Here is a 14,020-nt window from a genome sequence, read left to right on the forward strand (position 1 = left end):
AGGCTATTTCGCCGGCGCAGTCACCAGCGGTTTTGTCGCCGCACGCGCAACGGGCAGACAATGCGCGTCTATAAATGCAAAGCCGATTTCCGCCTTGCCGCTTTCCTTGCGCGGCGGCAGCGTGTAATCGATGCTGCATTGCTGGCTGGTCTTGATGCCCCACTTCACCGTCAGCTTTCCTTGCTCGTACAGATCGCGCGCGAAGATGCGGCTGTCCTGCCCGACGACGCCCACGCTCTTGCCTGTCTCGTCGCTGACCTCCGCGCCGAACGGCAGCGCCTTGCCACCCGCGCGCGGTGCGCGAATCAGCGCGGCGCGGCCGGTGTCGGTCCGGTACTTGAACAGCACGACGGATCCAAGACGCGGCGCCGCGCTCTCCGAGGTCGACTCGAATTCGACATCCATCGACGCGCCCTTCGGATCGATATCCACCGTGTTCATCGCATACGGTGTGAGGTAAGGCACGATCGCGTAGCCGTCGCCGTCGATCTTCGCGCCCGTCGCCCCTGGCAAACGCGCGCCTTGCGCGCCCTGCGCCTCGACGATGCCGAAGGTCTCGCCGACCGTCTGCGAGAACGTGACGCCGCCGCGATGCGCGACGATCGAGCCGCTCGCGCCCGCCGACACCTGCGACGTATGCGAGCCGCCGCTCGCCGACGCCGTCAACTGCGCGTAGGGTCCGCGGTACGTGCTGCTCGCACCGCCGTTGCCGCTGACGCCCGTCGCCGATGCGTTGTTCATCGTGCCGTAGACGTTGTACGAGTATTGATTGCCGTCGCCTGCGGAGCCGCTCATGCTTGCCTGCAGGCTCGACGTGTCGCCGTTGCGGTTGTAGGTCGAGGAAAGCATCGGCGCGTGCCGCGACTTGCCGAGCGGAATCGTCGTGGTCAGCATGATCTGGTTCGACGGCTCGCCATACGCGTTCTGGGTGCGCCCCAACGTCACGCTATAAGTGCCGAACCGGTAACTGTTCGAGTACCCGGCCTGATAGAAGGTGTCGCGTCCACCGCGATTCCAGTAGTCCTGCGCCGTGACGTTGACGAATAGCGAGCCGTATTGCGCCAGCCTCTGGCTGATCGACAGCTGGAACTGGCCGCGCGTGCGGTCGGCAGGATTGCCCACCGATCCACGCTCGACGTAATCGCGCAGCCGCGCGGCGTCGGTGAGATTGAGATAGCCGGAGCTCGAATAGCGATAGGCGCCGAGCGCAAAGTTGGTGTCCGTCGCATCGACGAACTTGCTGTAGCTGATATGCAGGCTGTTGCCTTGCATCGTTGCCTGGCCCGGCACCTGTGTGCGTGCCAATGTGACGTCGCCCGCGACCGCGCCCACGGGCGTATTCAGCGCGACGCCGAAGTTCGCGGCCAGATAGCCGTCTGCCGCAATGGCGCCGCCATAGAGCGTGACGAGATTCGTCAGGCCCCGCTGCAACGTCAGTTGCGCAAAAACAGGCTTGCTCTGCAGCGATGCATCGCGAAGCTGGCCGGCCGTCAAGGCGAAACGCGTCATGCCCGGCCGCAGCAATTGCGCGACCGACGCATACGGCACGGTGAAAAACTTCTGGCGGCCGTCGGCTTCCGTCACGCTCACTTCGAGGTTGCCGCCGTAGCCCGTCGGGTAGATGTCCCGGATCTCGAACGGTCCGGGCGGCACCACGGTTTCGTAGATTGTCTGGCCGTTCTGGCTGATATTGACGCGCGCATTTGATTCAGCCGTGCCGCGCACGACGGGCGCGTAGCCGCGCAGCGATTCCGGCAGCATGCGGTCGTCGGTGGCGATCTGCGCGCCGCGAAACGCGACGCTGTTGAACACGTCCCCGGTGGTAAAGGCTTCGCCCACCACGACCTGCGAGCGCAGCTTCGTTACGTCATGCTGAAGATAGGTCGCAATATCGTCGAACTGCGTGGTCTGTCCCGTCATCGCCGTGACGGACGACTGATGTCGGAAATGCCAGCCGCCCACATTTACGCCGACATTCAGTCCGACATAGCCCTGCGTCGTGTTCGTGCCGTTGTTGCCCGACTGATAGACGTTCGCGTTGTAGCTGAGGAAACCGGCATTGACGCCGCTCTCCCACAACTCGGGCGGCACGTAGCCGCGCGCCTGGCTGCGCATGTACTTCTGCGGCACGGTGAGCGCGAGCTTTTGCTCGGAAAAGTCGAAATCGACGGTGGCTTGCGGCACGACGACGCCCACGTCGATACATTCGTTCGCGGCCGGCGGCGTCGCGTTCCCTTCCGTTGCGGCGACGCGCGAGAAATCGACGCCCCACTTTTCCAGCATCAACCGTGTCACGCAGGCGCGCGCGCTCTGACCTTCGCCCGTCGGCACGAAGCGTACGTTCTCACGCGCCGTGCGCGCGTCGTTGAGCCAGACGTCGACGTAATAGCTGCCAGGCGCAATTGCGTTGCCGCGCGAAAAGCGCGAAACATCGACCTTCGAGCCCGATTGAAGAAACGTCGGGTCGAAATCGACGGGATTCACCGGGTCGGCGGCCGTCGCGTGGTCGGCATACAGCCCGGCGATCATCGCGAACACGGGCGAAATCAGCGCAGCAACAGGGCGCAAGGTCCGTGGACCGGGCATCGGAACATCAGGGTGGCGAAAGCAGGTCATGTCGGGAAATCATCGCGTGCACGAAGCTCGTGGCATGCATGGCCGTCTGACGAAGCGAGGTCCTGCATGACGCGATCGCCTCCCGTAAATTTCGGCCTCAACAGAAATGCCCGGCACACGCGCGCAACGACCCGCCGTGCGCGCAGGCACACGTCTTCACGTTCGGCAGAGTAGAAATGGAACGCGGCCGACAACGGCCGCACATGGCGCTACATCGAGCGGCTCATGGACGGATGACTGCGTCGCCCTCGATCACACCGCCAAAGTCATTGATGGCGATGTAGTGAATCTGACCCGACTGAACCCCTTCCATCTTCGGAATGACAAAGGTTTCCTCACCGTGCGGCACGACCATGCCACCCGCGTCGTACTCATAGCGACGGCCGTTCGCCGTCACCGTGATCTTGCTGAACGACACGTGATAGGCCGTCGGATTCGACAGGAGCAGTGCTTGTCCCTTGCCTTCCTCGGCCGGCAAGACTTTCCATTCGATCTGACGCGGCGCATCCTCCGGCGTACCCGGCAATGTCGGCGGACGCGCGAAGAGCTTGATTCGCGTGCGGTACGCGAGTTGCAGCGTGTTGACGTCCGGCTTTGGCACGGCCTTCGGCGGAATATCGAGCACGTTGAGCCAAAACACCGATTCCCGGTCCTGCGGCAGCACATCGCCGCTGTAGATGATGCGCAAGGTCTGCGACCGGCCCGCGTTCATGCGGAAAATAGGCGGCGTAATCACGAACGGCGTTCTGCTTTCGTCGACCTCCGCGTTGGCGTCGCCGCTGTCGAGCCAGACCTGGACCAGCGACGGATTGCGGCTGTCGTTGGTCAGCTTGACTGTCACTTCGCGCTGATCGAGCGGATAGACAACGCGCGTGCCGGCAATCGTCACGCTGGCATGCGCGGCGCCCGCAGCCATCACAGCCGCCAGCAGAACCGTCTGCCATAGGCAGCTCAGTCTTCGTTTCATTGACATGTCGCGCGTGCTCCGTGCAATGCAAAAGGATCGGGGCATGCACGCAAGCGCACGCCCCACTCCAGCTGGTTACTGATACTGCATCGTGTATTGAACCGACGTGCTCACGTTACCCGGCTGCGCTTTGCCCGTTGCGTAGTACTGCGCGAAATAGTTCAGCGTGGCCGCGCCGCCCGTGATCGTCGCGCCGTTCGTGGCGAGCGTGTTGTTGGCGCCCGTCAGGACGTTGATCGGTTGCGCATTCGCGTTCAGCAGGCGCACCTGCACGTTTTGCGCAGGGGTGGCCGATGCCTGATTGGTCAGATAACCGCTGCTCTGATCGACGGTCGGGCCGTTCTCGAAGCGCGCGATCGCCTTCGTGGCCGCGCCCGAACAACCGCTCAGCGTGAGACGGACATCGCCGAGACTCGACGTGCCCGCCGTTGCGCCAGCGGCTGGCAGCGAGCCGGCCTGCACGGTCGGCAAAATCACCGCGACATCGGCGGCCGTACCGCTCGCCGTGCCATTGATCGAGCAGGTGGTGTCGGTGACAGAACCTGTGAACGTGATCGTGCCGTCGGCCGCCTGAGCTGCCGTGGACAGCAATGCCATCAGACCGATAACGGCCGTGGACACAATGCGCTTTTGCATGCTTATGCTCCTGAAGTAGTTACCAATAAAAAATGACGCAAACGTTTGCGTTGCAAGTCAGACGAACACCGAAGACGACTGAAACGCCTTGAATAACGAACATCAACGACCCGTGTTCCCTGGAATGACTTCAATAGAGGAAGCCCGCATCAAGCGTCGCGAGAAATATTTGATTAACGCTCGCGGACCGCAGTGATCCCGGCGTTCAAACCTTGCCGACGTGTCGCCTTGATATCCGGCTCAAATCAGAAAACTGATTGAACAGTAAGCGTTCGTGTCGTTGAGCGTCGATAAAATTAACATCGACATATAGCGGTACTGAATGACCAAGATCAATGGTTCTATCTTTTCAGGAGCCGGTTTTGAACGGAATTGGGAAAGTCTTTTTATTGCAGATGAGAGACGTAAATAAAAATGTTTAAAACGCTCGGAAATGACATTTCAGGCTTTGTGCAAGCCGATACATGCGCTATGCAGTGCAGGCTCAAATAGAAAAGCCCGAAGCACCCTCATGGGCGCTTCGGGCTTTAACCGAAGAATGCGTTATCGATGCGCGCTTCGTCAGGCGCCGCTCGCCTGATTCAGCGTCAGGTGCTTCGTTTCAGGCGCCCACGCGATCGAAACGATCATCCCAACCAGCAGCACGGCGGACAACGCGAGCATCGTCGAATGAAAACCGAGTTGCGCGATGCCGAGCGGCAGCAGGAACGTGCCGACGGCGGAGCCCAGGCGGCTGCACGCAATCGCCAGGCCGACGCCGCAGGCACGCACTTCCGTCGGAAAGCACTCGGGCGGAAACACGCCGACCAGATTCGAGAACGCCGACATCGTCAGCGTGAACACGGCGAACGCGACGATCATCCACAGCGCCGCCGATTCCGGCAGCACACTCAGCGCAAGCAACGACAGGCACGTCACCGCGAACGAGCCGATCAGGAACGCGCGGCGCGACAGCACGATCGTCAGCCAGATGCCGAGCAGCGCGCCGAGCACGAGAAAGCCGTTGAGCAGGAAATCCGCGCCCGAGCCGTTGTCGAGATGAATCGCCTTGAGGATCGACGGCAGGAAGGTGTAGATCGCGAAGTACGGAATCACGAGACACACGAAGAACGCGCAATTGAAGATCGTGCGGCGGATCAGATCGCGCCTGAAAAGACGCGCAAAGCCACCTTGAGCACCGTGGGCGTGATCGTCATGCGCGCCGTCGATCGTCACGTTCGGGCCGAAGTATTTCAGCACGATGGCCTGCGCTTGCGCGACGCGTCCCTTGTCGTGCAGCCAGCGCGGCGATTCCGGCGTGCCGATCCGCATGACCAGCACCGCGAGCGCGGGCACGCCCGCCGACGCCAGCAGCCAGCGCCACGCATCGGGCGACGCGTCCGCGTAACACAGGCCGAGCACGTTCGCGACCACGTAGCCAATCGTCCAGATCACGCTGAACGAACCGAGCAGCGTGCCGCGATGCTTGCGCGGCGAGAACTCCGCGAGAATCGCGTGACCGACGGCGAAATCGCCGCCCATGCCGAAGCCGATCAGCACGCGCAGCGCGCACAGCATCGCTGGCGACGACACGTAGAACTGCGCGAAAGCCGCAAGCGTGATGATCAGAAAGCTCAGCAGGAAAATGCGCTGGCGGCCCATGCGATCCGACAGCCAGCCGAACACCAGGCTGCCGACGAAAATCCCCATCAGCGCGGAACTGCCGATCATCCCTTGCCAGAACGCATCGAGCGGCATCTGCTTGTTGAGCGACGCGAGCGCATAACCGATCGTGCCGAGCGCGAAGCCTTCCGTGAAGTGCGCGCCGAACGTCAGTCCGGCGATCTTGATGTGAAACCGGTTGAGGGGAACGTCGTCGAGCGAGACGGTGTGGCTATTCGTGAATTGCGAGGTTTGAGATTGGGCCGGCGCTGAAACGCGCGAGGACGGGGATGCGGGGCCGGACGGCCGCGCAAGCAGGTCTTGATCGCTCAAGATGTCTCCTTGTTATCGCGTCCCGTGGTGCGCGCCGGGACGCGTGCTTCTTGCTTTTCCGCCGCGCGTGGCAGACGAAGCCTCGACGGCCTAGCGGCCCAGACCGCCCATCATCATGTACTTCAGTTCGACGTATTCATCCATGCCGTACTTCGAGCCTTCACGGCCGAGGCCGGACTGCTTGACGCCGCCGAACGGCGCGACTTCCGTCGAGATGATCCCTTCGTTGATGCCGACCATGCCGCTCTCCAGCGCTTCCGCGACGCGCCATGCACGCCCCAGATCGCGCGTGTAGAAGTACGCGGACAGACCGAACGGCGTGTCGTTGGCGGCCTGGATCGCTTCGTCTTCCGTCTTGAAGCGGAAGCACGCCGCCACCGGGCCGAAGGTTTCTTCTTCGGCGATCAGCATCGGTTGCGTCGCGTCGACGAGCACGGTCGGCTCGTAGAACGTGCCGCCCAGCGCGTGACGCTTGCCGCCCGTCAGCGCCTTCGCGCCATGTTGAAACGCATCGGCGACGTGCGCCTCGACTTTCATCAACGCCGCTTCGTTGATCAGCGGACCTTGCTCGACGTCGCCCTTCAGCGCATCGCCGACGCGCATCTTCTTCACGGCTTCCGTCAGCGCCTGGGTAAATGCGTCGTAGATGCCGTCCTGAACATAGAAGCGATTGACGCACACACAGGTCTGCCCCGTGTTGCGGAACTTCGACGCCATCGCCCCCTGCACGGCTGCCTCGATATCGGCATCGTCGAACACGATGAACGGCGCGTTGCCGCCCAGTTCCAGCGACAGCTTCTTCAGCGTATCCGCCGACTGCTTGGCGAGCAGCTTGCCGACGCGCGTCGAGCCCGTGAACGACAGCTTGCGCACGACGGGCGACTCCGTCAGCACGCCGCCGATCGCGACGGCATCGCCCGACACGATGTTGAACACGCCCGCCGGAATGCCCGCGCGCTCGGCGAGCACGGCCAGCGCGAACGCGGACAGCGGCGTTTCCTCGGAAGGCTTCAGGACCATCGTGCAACCGGCCGCGATCGCGGGACCGGCTTTGCGCGTGATCATCGCGAGTGGGAAATTCCACGGCGTGATCGCCGCGACCACGCCAACCGGCTCACGCGTGACGATGATCTTCGAATCGGGCTTCGGGCTCGGAATCACATCGCCGTAGCTGCGCTTCGCTTCTTCCGCGAACCATTCGAAGAAGCTCGCCGCGTAGCCGACTTCGCCCTTCGCTTCGGCGAGCGGCTTGCCTTGCTCGCGCGTCAGCAACTCGGCGAGCGCGTCGCGATGTTCGAGCATCAGCTCGCCCCAACGCTTCACGCGTGCGCCGCGCTCTTTCGCGGTCAGCGCGCGCCAGGCGGGGAACGCACGCTCGGCGGCTCCGATGGCTTGCGCCGTTTCCTGTGCGCCGCCCTTTGCGACGTTGGCGATTACCTCGCCCGTCGCCGGATTGCGAACGGGATACGTGTTCGCGCTTTCATACCACTCGCCGTTGATGTAGTGGCCGGTGCGAAGAAATTCACTCATGCTGCTTTATCCAGATTACCTGCCACGTCGGCGAACACGCCTTGTGCCGCGCGCGTTTCGCGCGCGATGCGCTTGCCCGCCGTGTAGTCGTTGATCAGATCGCACGGCGTGTAGTTGCGCTCCAGCTCGTGCAGTTCTTCCGCTTCGAGCTTCGTGCCCAGCGCGGCGAGCGCGCTGTCGAACTGCGCCGGCGTATCCGCGCCGACCAGCATGCTCGCGATGCCTTCACGCTGCAGTACCCACGCCTGGGCGATCTGCGCCGCAGAAACGCCACGCCGCGCCGCCACGCGCGCCACCGATGCCGCGATCTCGCGCGACGCCGTGTCGCCATACATCTGCGCGGTGAAGAAGTCGGTCTGATTACGCGTCGATTGCGCGTCGCTCGTCAGAAGACCGCGCGCGAGCGGGCTGAACACCGACACGCCCACGCCCTGATCCTGGCAATACGGAATCATTTCGCGCTCTTCCTCGCGATACGCCAGGTTCAGTTGCAGTTGCATGTTGATCGGCTTGTGCCAGCCGTTGCGCTCGCACACCTGCATGATCTTGGCAAATTGCCACGTGTACATCGTCGATACGCCGATGTAGCGCGCCTTGCCCGCGCGCACGATGTCGTTCAACGCGCCCATCGTTTCTTCGACGGGCGTGTTCACGTCGAAGTAGTGCAACATGTAGATATCGACGTAATCCATGCCCAGACGCGACAGCGAGCCGTCGATGCCGTCCATGATGTGCTTGCGCGAATGGCCGCCCGCGTTCTGGTACGTGCCCATGTCGTAGCCGACCTTGGTCGTCACGACGATCTCTTCGCGGCGCGCGAGGCGCTTGAGGATGCGGCCGACCACTTCTTCGCCGACGCCCGTCGAGTAGAAATCGGCGAGGTCGATGAAGTTCACGCCGGCTTCGAGCGCGTGACGCACGATCGGCTCGCTTTGCGCTTCATCGAAAATCCACGGCTTCCATTGCGGCGTGCCCATGTTCATCGTGCCGAGGCACAGACGCGAAACCTTCAGGCCCGACTGGCCGAGGCGGATGTATTCCATGGCTCGTATCCCTCAACGTTGCTTCGGCGTATAGAACGGGTTCGATACTTCGCGCGCGGCGGCGAACACTTCTTCCTTGTGCGGCAGGCCCTTCATCGCCGCGAGAATCGCGTTCTTGCACGCGCGGTAGTTGTTCTCGAACACGGCGTCGAGATCGTCGGTCTTCGGGTTGACCCAGTTCGCCGACACGACGACCCAGTCGTTCTCCGCTTCGGGCGGCAACGTCCCGTTCTCCAGCGACTCGGCCACCGCCTTCGCGATGCCCGCCTGCGATGCGCCCCACGTCGCGTTGCCGTGGAAGTCGCCGTCGATCTGCGCCTTGTTGACGTACAGCGTCAGCGGCTTGGTCGGCACACCCGGACGCGCGATCACGACGAACGGCGCGTGACCGGCGGAAGGCGTCGACAGCGCGGTGGCGAAGGCCTGGCCCGCAGGACCGCTGCGCGGGCCGACCAGCACGTTGATGTGCGCGAGGTTCACGCCCGGGCCTTCGAATCCTTCGCCGATATACAGCTGCTTCTCAGTGGTGCTCATCTGTCCAGTTCCATCCGGTTGAGTAGATGCGCTGATTGTGCTGGCCGACAAGCAGGACGATGAAGCGATGTTTTTTGATCCGGGGTATGAGGCGCACTCAACTCCGGGTTTCCACTGAGTGATCGTCGGTAACTGAAAAAAACGCTGAGGTGAGCGTTTTCGGGAGGCGGGATGAGTCGCTGCGAATGAAGCGTCACCCGACGATGCGGCGCGCTCGAGAAACGCCTCAGCGACGCGTGCGCGAAGTGCGCCGCCGGTTCGTCCGGAATGCCCAAAACCCTTGCTGTATAAGGCTTTCACGGGCAGTCGCCGCAATCATGAAGTCGCGCTAGCCGCAACGCCTTCAAGCGAATAACAGACGTGCAATAGCGGGTCCGGCACGCCGCTTCGAAGGGCCGCGCCAGCTAAAGGTGAGAGTTTTCGGGATTCCCGCGACGGTGCGCCAGGCGGCTGCACTTTCGCTCACTGAACAGTTCACCGGTCAACGACCGGACCCGCTACGGGATGAGACAAACAGGAAGGAAGCGCAAGCGCACTAATCAGCTGAAGGCGACGGGCGCTTGCGCCGGTTTCATTGTTCGATAAGAAACTTGTCGCGATTCTTACCCGTGAGCCAGCCCGGCGCACGGCCACGGCCGCTCCAGGTCTCGCCCGTCTTGGGGTTGCGGTATTTCGGCGGCAGTGCGGCTTTGCGCGCCACCGCGCGCACCTTGCTCGAGAAGCCTAGCTCCTCGGCGGTGATGCCGTAATCGGCGATCTTCTGTTTGATGTCAGCGATCGCCTGAGTCACTTCCTGTTCACGTGCTTGTTCCATCTCCTTCTGAAGCTTTTCGAGTTGGGCGGTCAGCTGTCTGTATGTGGCCATCTGGCGAAGTCTCCTTGCAAAGCTGTACGGCAACTGAGACCGTACCAGACCTAAAAAGTGCCGGGTAGCAGTGTAGTGCCATCAGAGACTCAGGAACACTGCGTACTGTCAACAAACGTGTATTCCGACTCGAGTCGGGATCGCTGAACGCACGGGTGCCGAAGGCGCCTGGCCATCCGAACGATACGATCGACAGGCCGAGGCCGACAGCTTGCTTCGACCATTGAACGTGTCCGAAGGAAGGTATACGAAGCTGACCGCGCACGCATCGAAACAACCGATCCCACTGTTACGCCATGCGAGCGTCACGAAGCGAGCCGCTTCGCCGCGATCGGTGACGGCGCTCAGCGCTTGTAACGAACCTCAAGAGCATGCAACGCGTCGCTGAGCCGCTGGACGCGCCTGATCTGTGACGGCACCAGCGCGGCCACCGACACCGATTCGATGCGGCCGCGCCAGTATGACAGTGGAATACCGTCGGCAGCGGAGATGCGCGAGATGACGTGTTCCAGATGCTCGATATCCTTTTCTATCTGCTCGTGATTCATTGCGTTCCCCGTCGTCCCTCGCAAAGGCGTCATCGGTTAGCACGAAATGTGCCGCGGGAAATCGACTGCCGCTCTCTCAATGTCGTTGCATTGCCTGCACACGCTTCCCGGAATCGGATGGACATCGCGTGTCTCTCGCCACGCAATCTCATTCGCTATCAGGAATCTATACGAGGAGATCGATGTGTTCCGTTGGGCGGCGCACGGAAGCGCCTTGCGCGATGCGCCAGCGCAACGCTTGTGGGCTGCGCGAAGCCGTGATGACGAGTCGTTGTTCAGAGCGGCCGAGAAATCGGCCGATGCATGGTTCGATCTGCGCGAATGCTGCAACGAAGGCGCAGCGGCTCGGTCGATGCACGTGCATCGACCGCGACATGCAGCGCGCGATAAATCGGCGTGACGTGCTTCAGGAAGTTATCGGGCCGCGAGCGCAGCCCGGCATGGCGAACGCCAGAAACGCAGTGCCGTTCACTTTCCGCGGCAGGCGTAGAGCAGACTGCGCACGCCGTTCTGGGTGGTCGTGCGTATCGCGTCGAACGCGCCGCCGCACATCGCTTGCGCCTGCTGCTCGCAGTTGTCGGAGCCGGCGGGGCATTGAACTAGCGTGGTGGGCCGGCCATCAGGCGCGAAGAGCGGCGGCGCGCTGCTGCACGCGGCGAGCGCGCCCGCCATCGCGACGACGACAGGAAGCGCCGCGCCGCGAACCCGATGCATGACGCGCGCCGTGGATGTTTGACTGCGTTTCATGGAAAACCCCGTTGGCCACTTGTTTTTCGACGAACGCGATTGTGCCATGGCCGCCTTGCGTTGCGTTTATCGTGTTATCGAGTCTTTGGCTTCTGCTCCGTTGCCGGTTCCGCTACCGGTTCCGTTGCCGGCTCCGTTACTGGCTGCGTGTCGGGTTCCGCAAGCGTCTTGTAGGGCATCCGTCCATGCGGGCTCGCGGCGATACGCATGAACACCTGCTCGACGTCCGGAATCGCTTCGAGCTGCTGCTGCAACGCGCGCCTGTCGAACGATGCGGGTGCGCAGCCTTCCGCATACACGAAGCGGCGCTGCACCGTGATCCACACGCTCGTGCCGTCGAATGGATGCGGGCTCGTGAAGCGCGCGCGAATCGCGCTGGCGATGTCGGCGTCGTACAGATAGGAGTTGGGCTTCGTGCATTGATGCGCAAGCCAGCAGGTCGTGCCTCGCTCCACGCGATAGTGCGCGTCGTCCTCCATCTGCGCGTGCGTCATCATCGGGCCGAGCGGCACGGGACAATCGGCGATCGCATGCGAAAGCGCGAAGAACGGGTCGTTGTACCAGTTGCGCCGTTCGCCTGGTGGCGCCGCCGATGACGCCTCCTGCGCACGCGGCACATTGCAGGCGCCACTCGCAATAACCAGCATGATCCAAACGATCCAGCGTGCCATGGCCGAGTCTCCTTTGGGTTGGCGTTGCTGCCAGCATCACGATCGTACTGCGCGGCGGCATCGCCCGGCGACGCTCACACCTCGATGCCATACGCAGCGATTTTCTTGTACAGCGTCGCGCGGCCCATGCCGATGCGCGCGGCCGCTTCCGTGACGCGTCCCTGGCAAGCGCGCAGCGCTTCGTCGATAAAACGTCTTTCGAACGCGACCATCGCATCCGCCCACTGTTGCGGCTGCGCTTCGTCCGATGCACTGGCCGCCGCTGCCTGCACGGGCACGGGCACGCGCGCATCGAACGCAAGCTGTCCGCGCACGGGTCCGATGAACGGCGCAAGCGCGCGTGCATCGATGCGCTCGCTGTCCGACAGCATCACCGCGCGCTCCAGCGTGTTGCGCAGCTCGCGCACATTGCCTGGCCAGCCGTACGAGCACAACAGCCGCAACGCGTCGTCCTGCAGTTCGAAGTGACCGCCGCGCACCTGCGTCGACAGGTCTTCGAGGATCGTATAGGCGAGCGCCTCGATATCCGTTTGCCGCTCGCGCAGCGGCGGCGCATGAATGGTGAGCACGTTGAGGCGATAGAACAGGTCCGGGCGGAAGCGCCCCTCGGCGACAAGCGCGGGCAGATCGGCCGACGTCGCCGCGATGATCCGCACGTCGGCGCGCACGATCCGGTTCGACCCGAGCGGCTCGAACTCGCGGTCCTGCAGTACGCGCAGCAGCTTGCCTTGCAAGGGCAACGGCATGTCGCCGATCTCGTCGAGAAACAGCGTGCCGCCATCGGCCAGTTCGAACTTGCCGACGCGTCCCTTACGGTCCGCGCCCGTGTATGCACCCGCCGCCGCGCCGAAGAACTCGACTTCGAGCAGCGCATCGGGAATCGCCGCGACGTTGACGGTGACGAGCGGCTTGGTCGAGCGGGCGGACGCGCCGTGAATCGCATGCGCGAGCAGTTCCTTGCCCGTGCCCGTTTCGCCGAGCAGCAGCACGGGCGAATCGACTTGCGACGCGCGCCGCGCCTGACGCTTTACTTCGAGGCTGGCCGCACTCGTGCCGACGAAGCTCGCGAACGTGTATTTCGCGCGGCGCGCTTGCGCGAGCGACTGGCGCGTCGCGATCAGTTCCTGTTGCACGCGCGAGTAGTGAGAGAAGAGCGGCGTGAGCGCTTTCATTTCGTCGAAGAGCGCAAAGCCGACGGCGCCGACCGTCTTGCCCGCGTCGTCCTTCAACGGCAGGCGCGTGACGACGAGCGGTTCGCGGTCGGTTTCGAGAACGTCGAGCAGGATCGGCTTGCCTGTCATCACGACTTCGCGCATCAGGCTATTCGGGATCACGGCTTCGCAGTCGCGGCCGATGGCCTGTTGCGGATCGGCAAAACCAAAGCGCGCCGCGTAGCGTTTATTGATCCACACGACGCGCGCGTCGGCATCGACGATGAAGGTGCCTTCGCTGAAGTTCTCGAACGTGCGGAAGAGCGAGTCCATTGCGCGGCGCAGGACTTCGCTGTAGGTCGCGGGCAGGCCCGACCAGTCGTTCATCATTTTGTCGCTGTCTCCTGTCGATCCTGGTTAGCGCTTTAGCGCTTACCAGGATCCCATGCCATGGCGGTCGATCATGGTTAGCGCTTTAGCGCTTACCAGGATCCCATGCCAAGCTGAAAGTTTTTCTATTGTCTCGATTTGTGGACCGATTATCTCACGTACGAGACCTGCAACGACCCCGCCGATTAAGGTATGCTTCGCCAATTCGAATTCGACAGACTGCAATTCGTCTCAATTTGGAGACGAATTTGTACCATCGTTCGAATCGTCGCGCGGCTCTCTTCGCCGCCCGGGCCGCAGAAGCCCGGCTGACGGGCATGGCACGGAACCTGCATTGTCGGGCGCCGG

At 62.8% G+C, this 14,020-nt stretch carries 12 protein-coding genes; all 12 read right to left on the reverse strand.

Annotated elements, in window-relative coordinates; translation table 11 throughout:
* Window positions 1-3 precede the first annotated feature (3 nt).
* Complete coding sequence (locus KFO72_RS23660; protein WP_225033170.1) at window positions 4-2,616, reverse strand: fimbria/pilus outer membrane usher protein; 2,613 nt, start codon at window positions 2,614-2,616, stop codon at window positions 4-6.
* A 223-nt stretch (window positions 2,617-2,839) separates the two neighbouring features.
* Entirely contained in the window at window positions 2,840-3,589 is a 750-nt protein-coding gene (locus KFO72_RS23665; RefSeq protein WP_225033171.1) for a fimbria/pilus periplasmic chaperone, read from the reverse strand.
* Between the two features lie 69 nt (window positions 3,590-3,658).
* Window positions 3,659-4,219, reverse strand: coding sequence for a fimbrial protein (locus tag KFO72_RS23670; RefSeq protein ID WP_054933363.1), 561 nt, complete (start codon window positions 4,217-4,219; stop codon window positions 3,659-3,661).
* 561 nt (window positions 4,220-4,780) lie between these two features.
* Window positions 4,781-6,193, reverse strand: a complete 1,413-nt coding sequence (locus KFO72_RS23675; RefSeq protein ID WP_225033172.1) for an MFS transporter — start codon at window positions 6,191-6,193, stop codon at window positions 4,781-4,783.
* Between the two features lie 90 nt (window positions 6,194-6,283).
* Window positions 6,284-7,723 (reverse strand): NAD-dependent succinate-semialdehyde dehydrogenase, encoded by a 1,440-nt coding sequence (locus KFO72_RS23680; RefSeq protein ID WP_225033173.1) that lies wholly within the window; start codon window positions 7,721-7,723, stop codon window positions 6,284-6,286.
* A complete protein-coding gene (locus KFO72_RS23685) occupies window positions 7,720-8,766 on the reverse strand; it encodes an aldo/keto reductase (protein WP_060604843.1) in 1,047 nt (348 codons plus the stop codon). The genes KFO72_RS23680 and KFO72_RS23685 overlap by 4 nt, the downstream gene beginning before the upstream one ends.
* 12 nt (window positions 8,767-8,778) lie before the next feature.
* On the reverse strand, window positions 8,779-9,300 hold the full coding sequence (fae, locus tag KFO72_RS23690; protein WP_054933359.1) for a formaldehyde-activating enzyme: 522 nt from the start codon (window positions 9,298-9,300) through the stop codon (window positions 8,779-8,781).
* Window positions 9,301-9,871: 571 nt separating this feature from the next.
* Window positions 9,872-10,165, reverse strand: coding sequence for an H-NS family nucleoid-associated regulatory protein (locus KFO72_RS23695; protein ID WP_225033174.1), 294 nt, complete (start codon window positions 10,163-10,165; stop codon window positions 9,872-9,874).
* Between the two features lie 344 nt (window positions 10,166-10,509).
* The gene (locus tag KFO72_RS23700) at window positions 10,510-10,713 is read right to left on the reverse strand and encodes a hypothetical protein (RefSeq protein WP_035999124.1); all 204 of its coding nucleotides are present in this window, start codon (window positions 10,711-10,713) and stop codon (window positions 10,510-10,512) included.
* 468 nt (window positions 10,714-11,181) lie between these two features.
* Window positions 11,182-11,460, reverse strand: a complete 279-nt coding sequence (locus KFO72_RS23705) for a hypothetical protein (RefSeq protein WP_054933356.1) — start codon at window positions 11,458-11,460, stop codon at window positions 11,182-11,184.
* Window positions 11,461-11,534: 74 nt separating this feature from the next.
* The gene (locus tag KFO72_RS23710; RefSeq protein ID WP_225033175.1) at window positions 11,535-12,131 is read right to left on the reverse strand and encodes a BON domain-containing protein; all 597 of its coding nucleotides are present in this window, start codon (window positions 12,129-12,131) and stop codon (window positions 11,535-11,537) included.
* A 74-nt stretch (window positions 12,132-12,205) separates the two neighbouring features.
* The gene (locus KFO72_RS23715) at window positions 12,206-13,672 is read right to left on the reverse strand and encodes a sigma-54 interaction domain-containing protein (RefSeq protein WP_225033176.1); all 1,467 of its coding nucleotides are present in this window, start codon (window positions 13,670-13,672) and stop codon (window positions 12,206-12,208) included.
* Window positions 13,673-14,020: the final 348 nt, after the last annotated feature.

This window comes from Paraburkholderia sp. XV (genome assembly GCF_020177535.1).
Lineage (GTDB): Bacteria > Pseudomonadota > Gammaproteobacteria > Burkholderiales > Burkholderiaceae > Paraburkholderia > Paraburkholderia caribensis.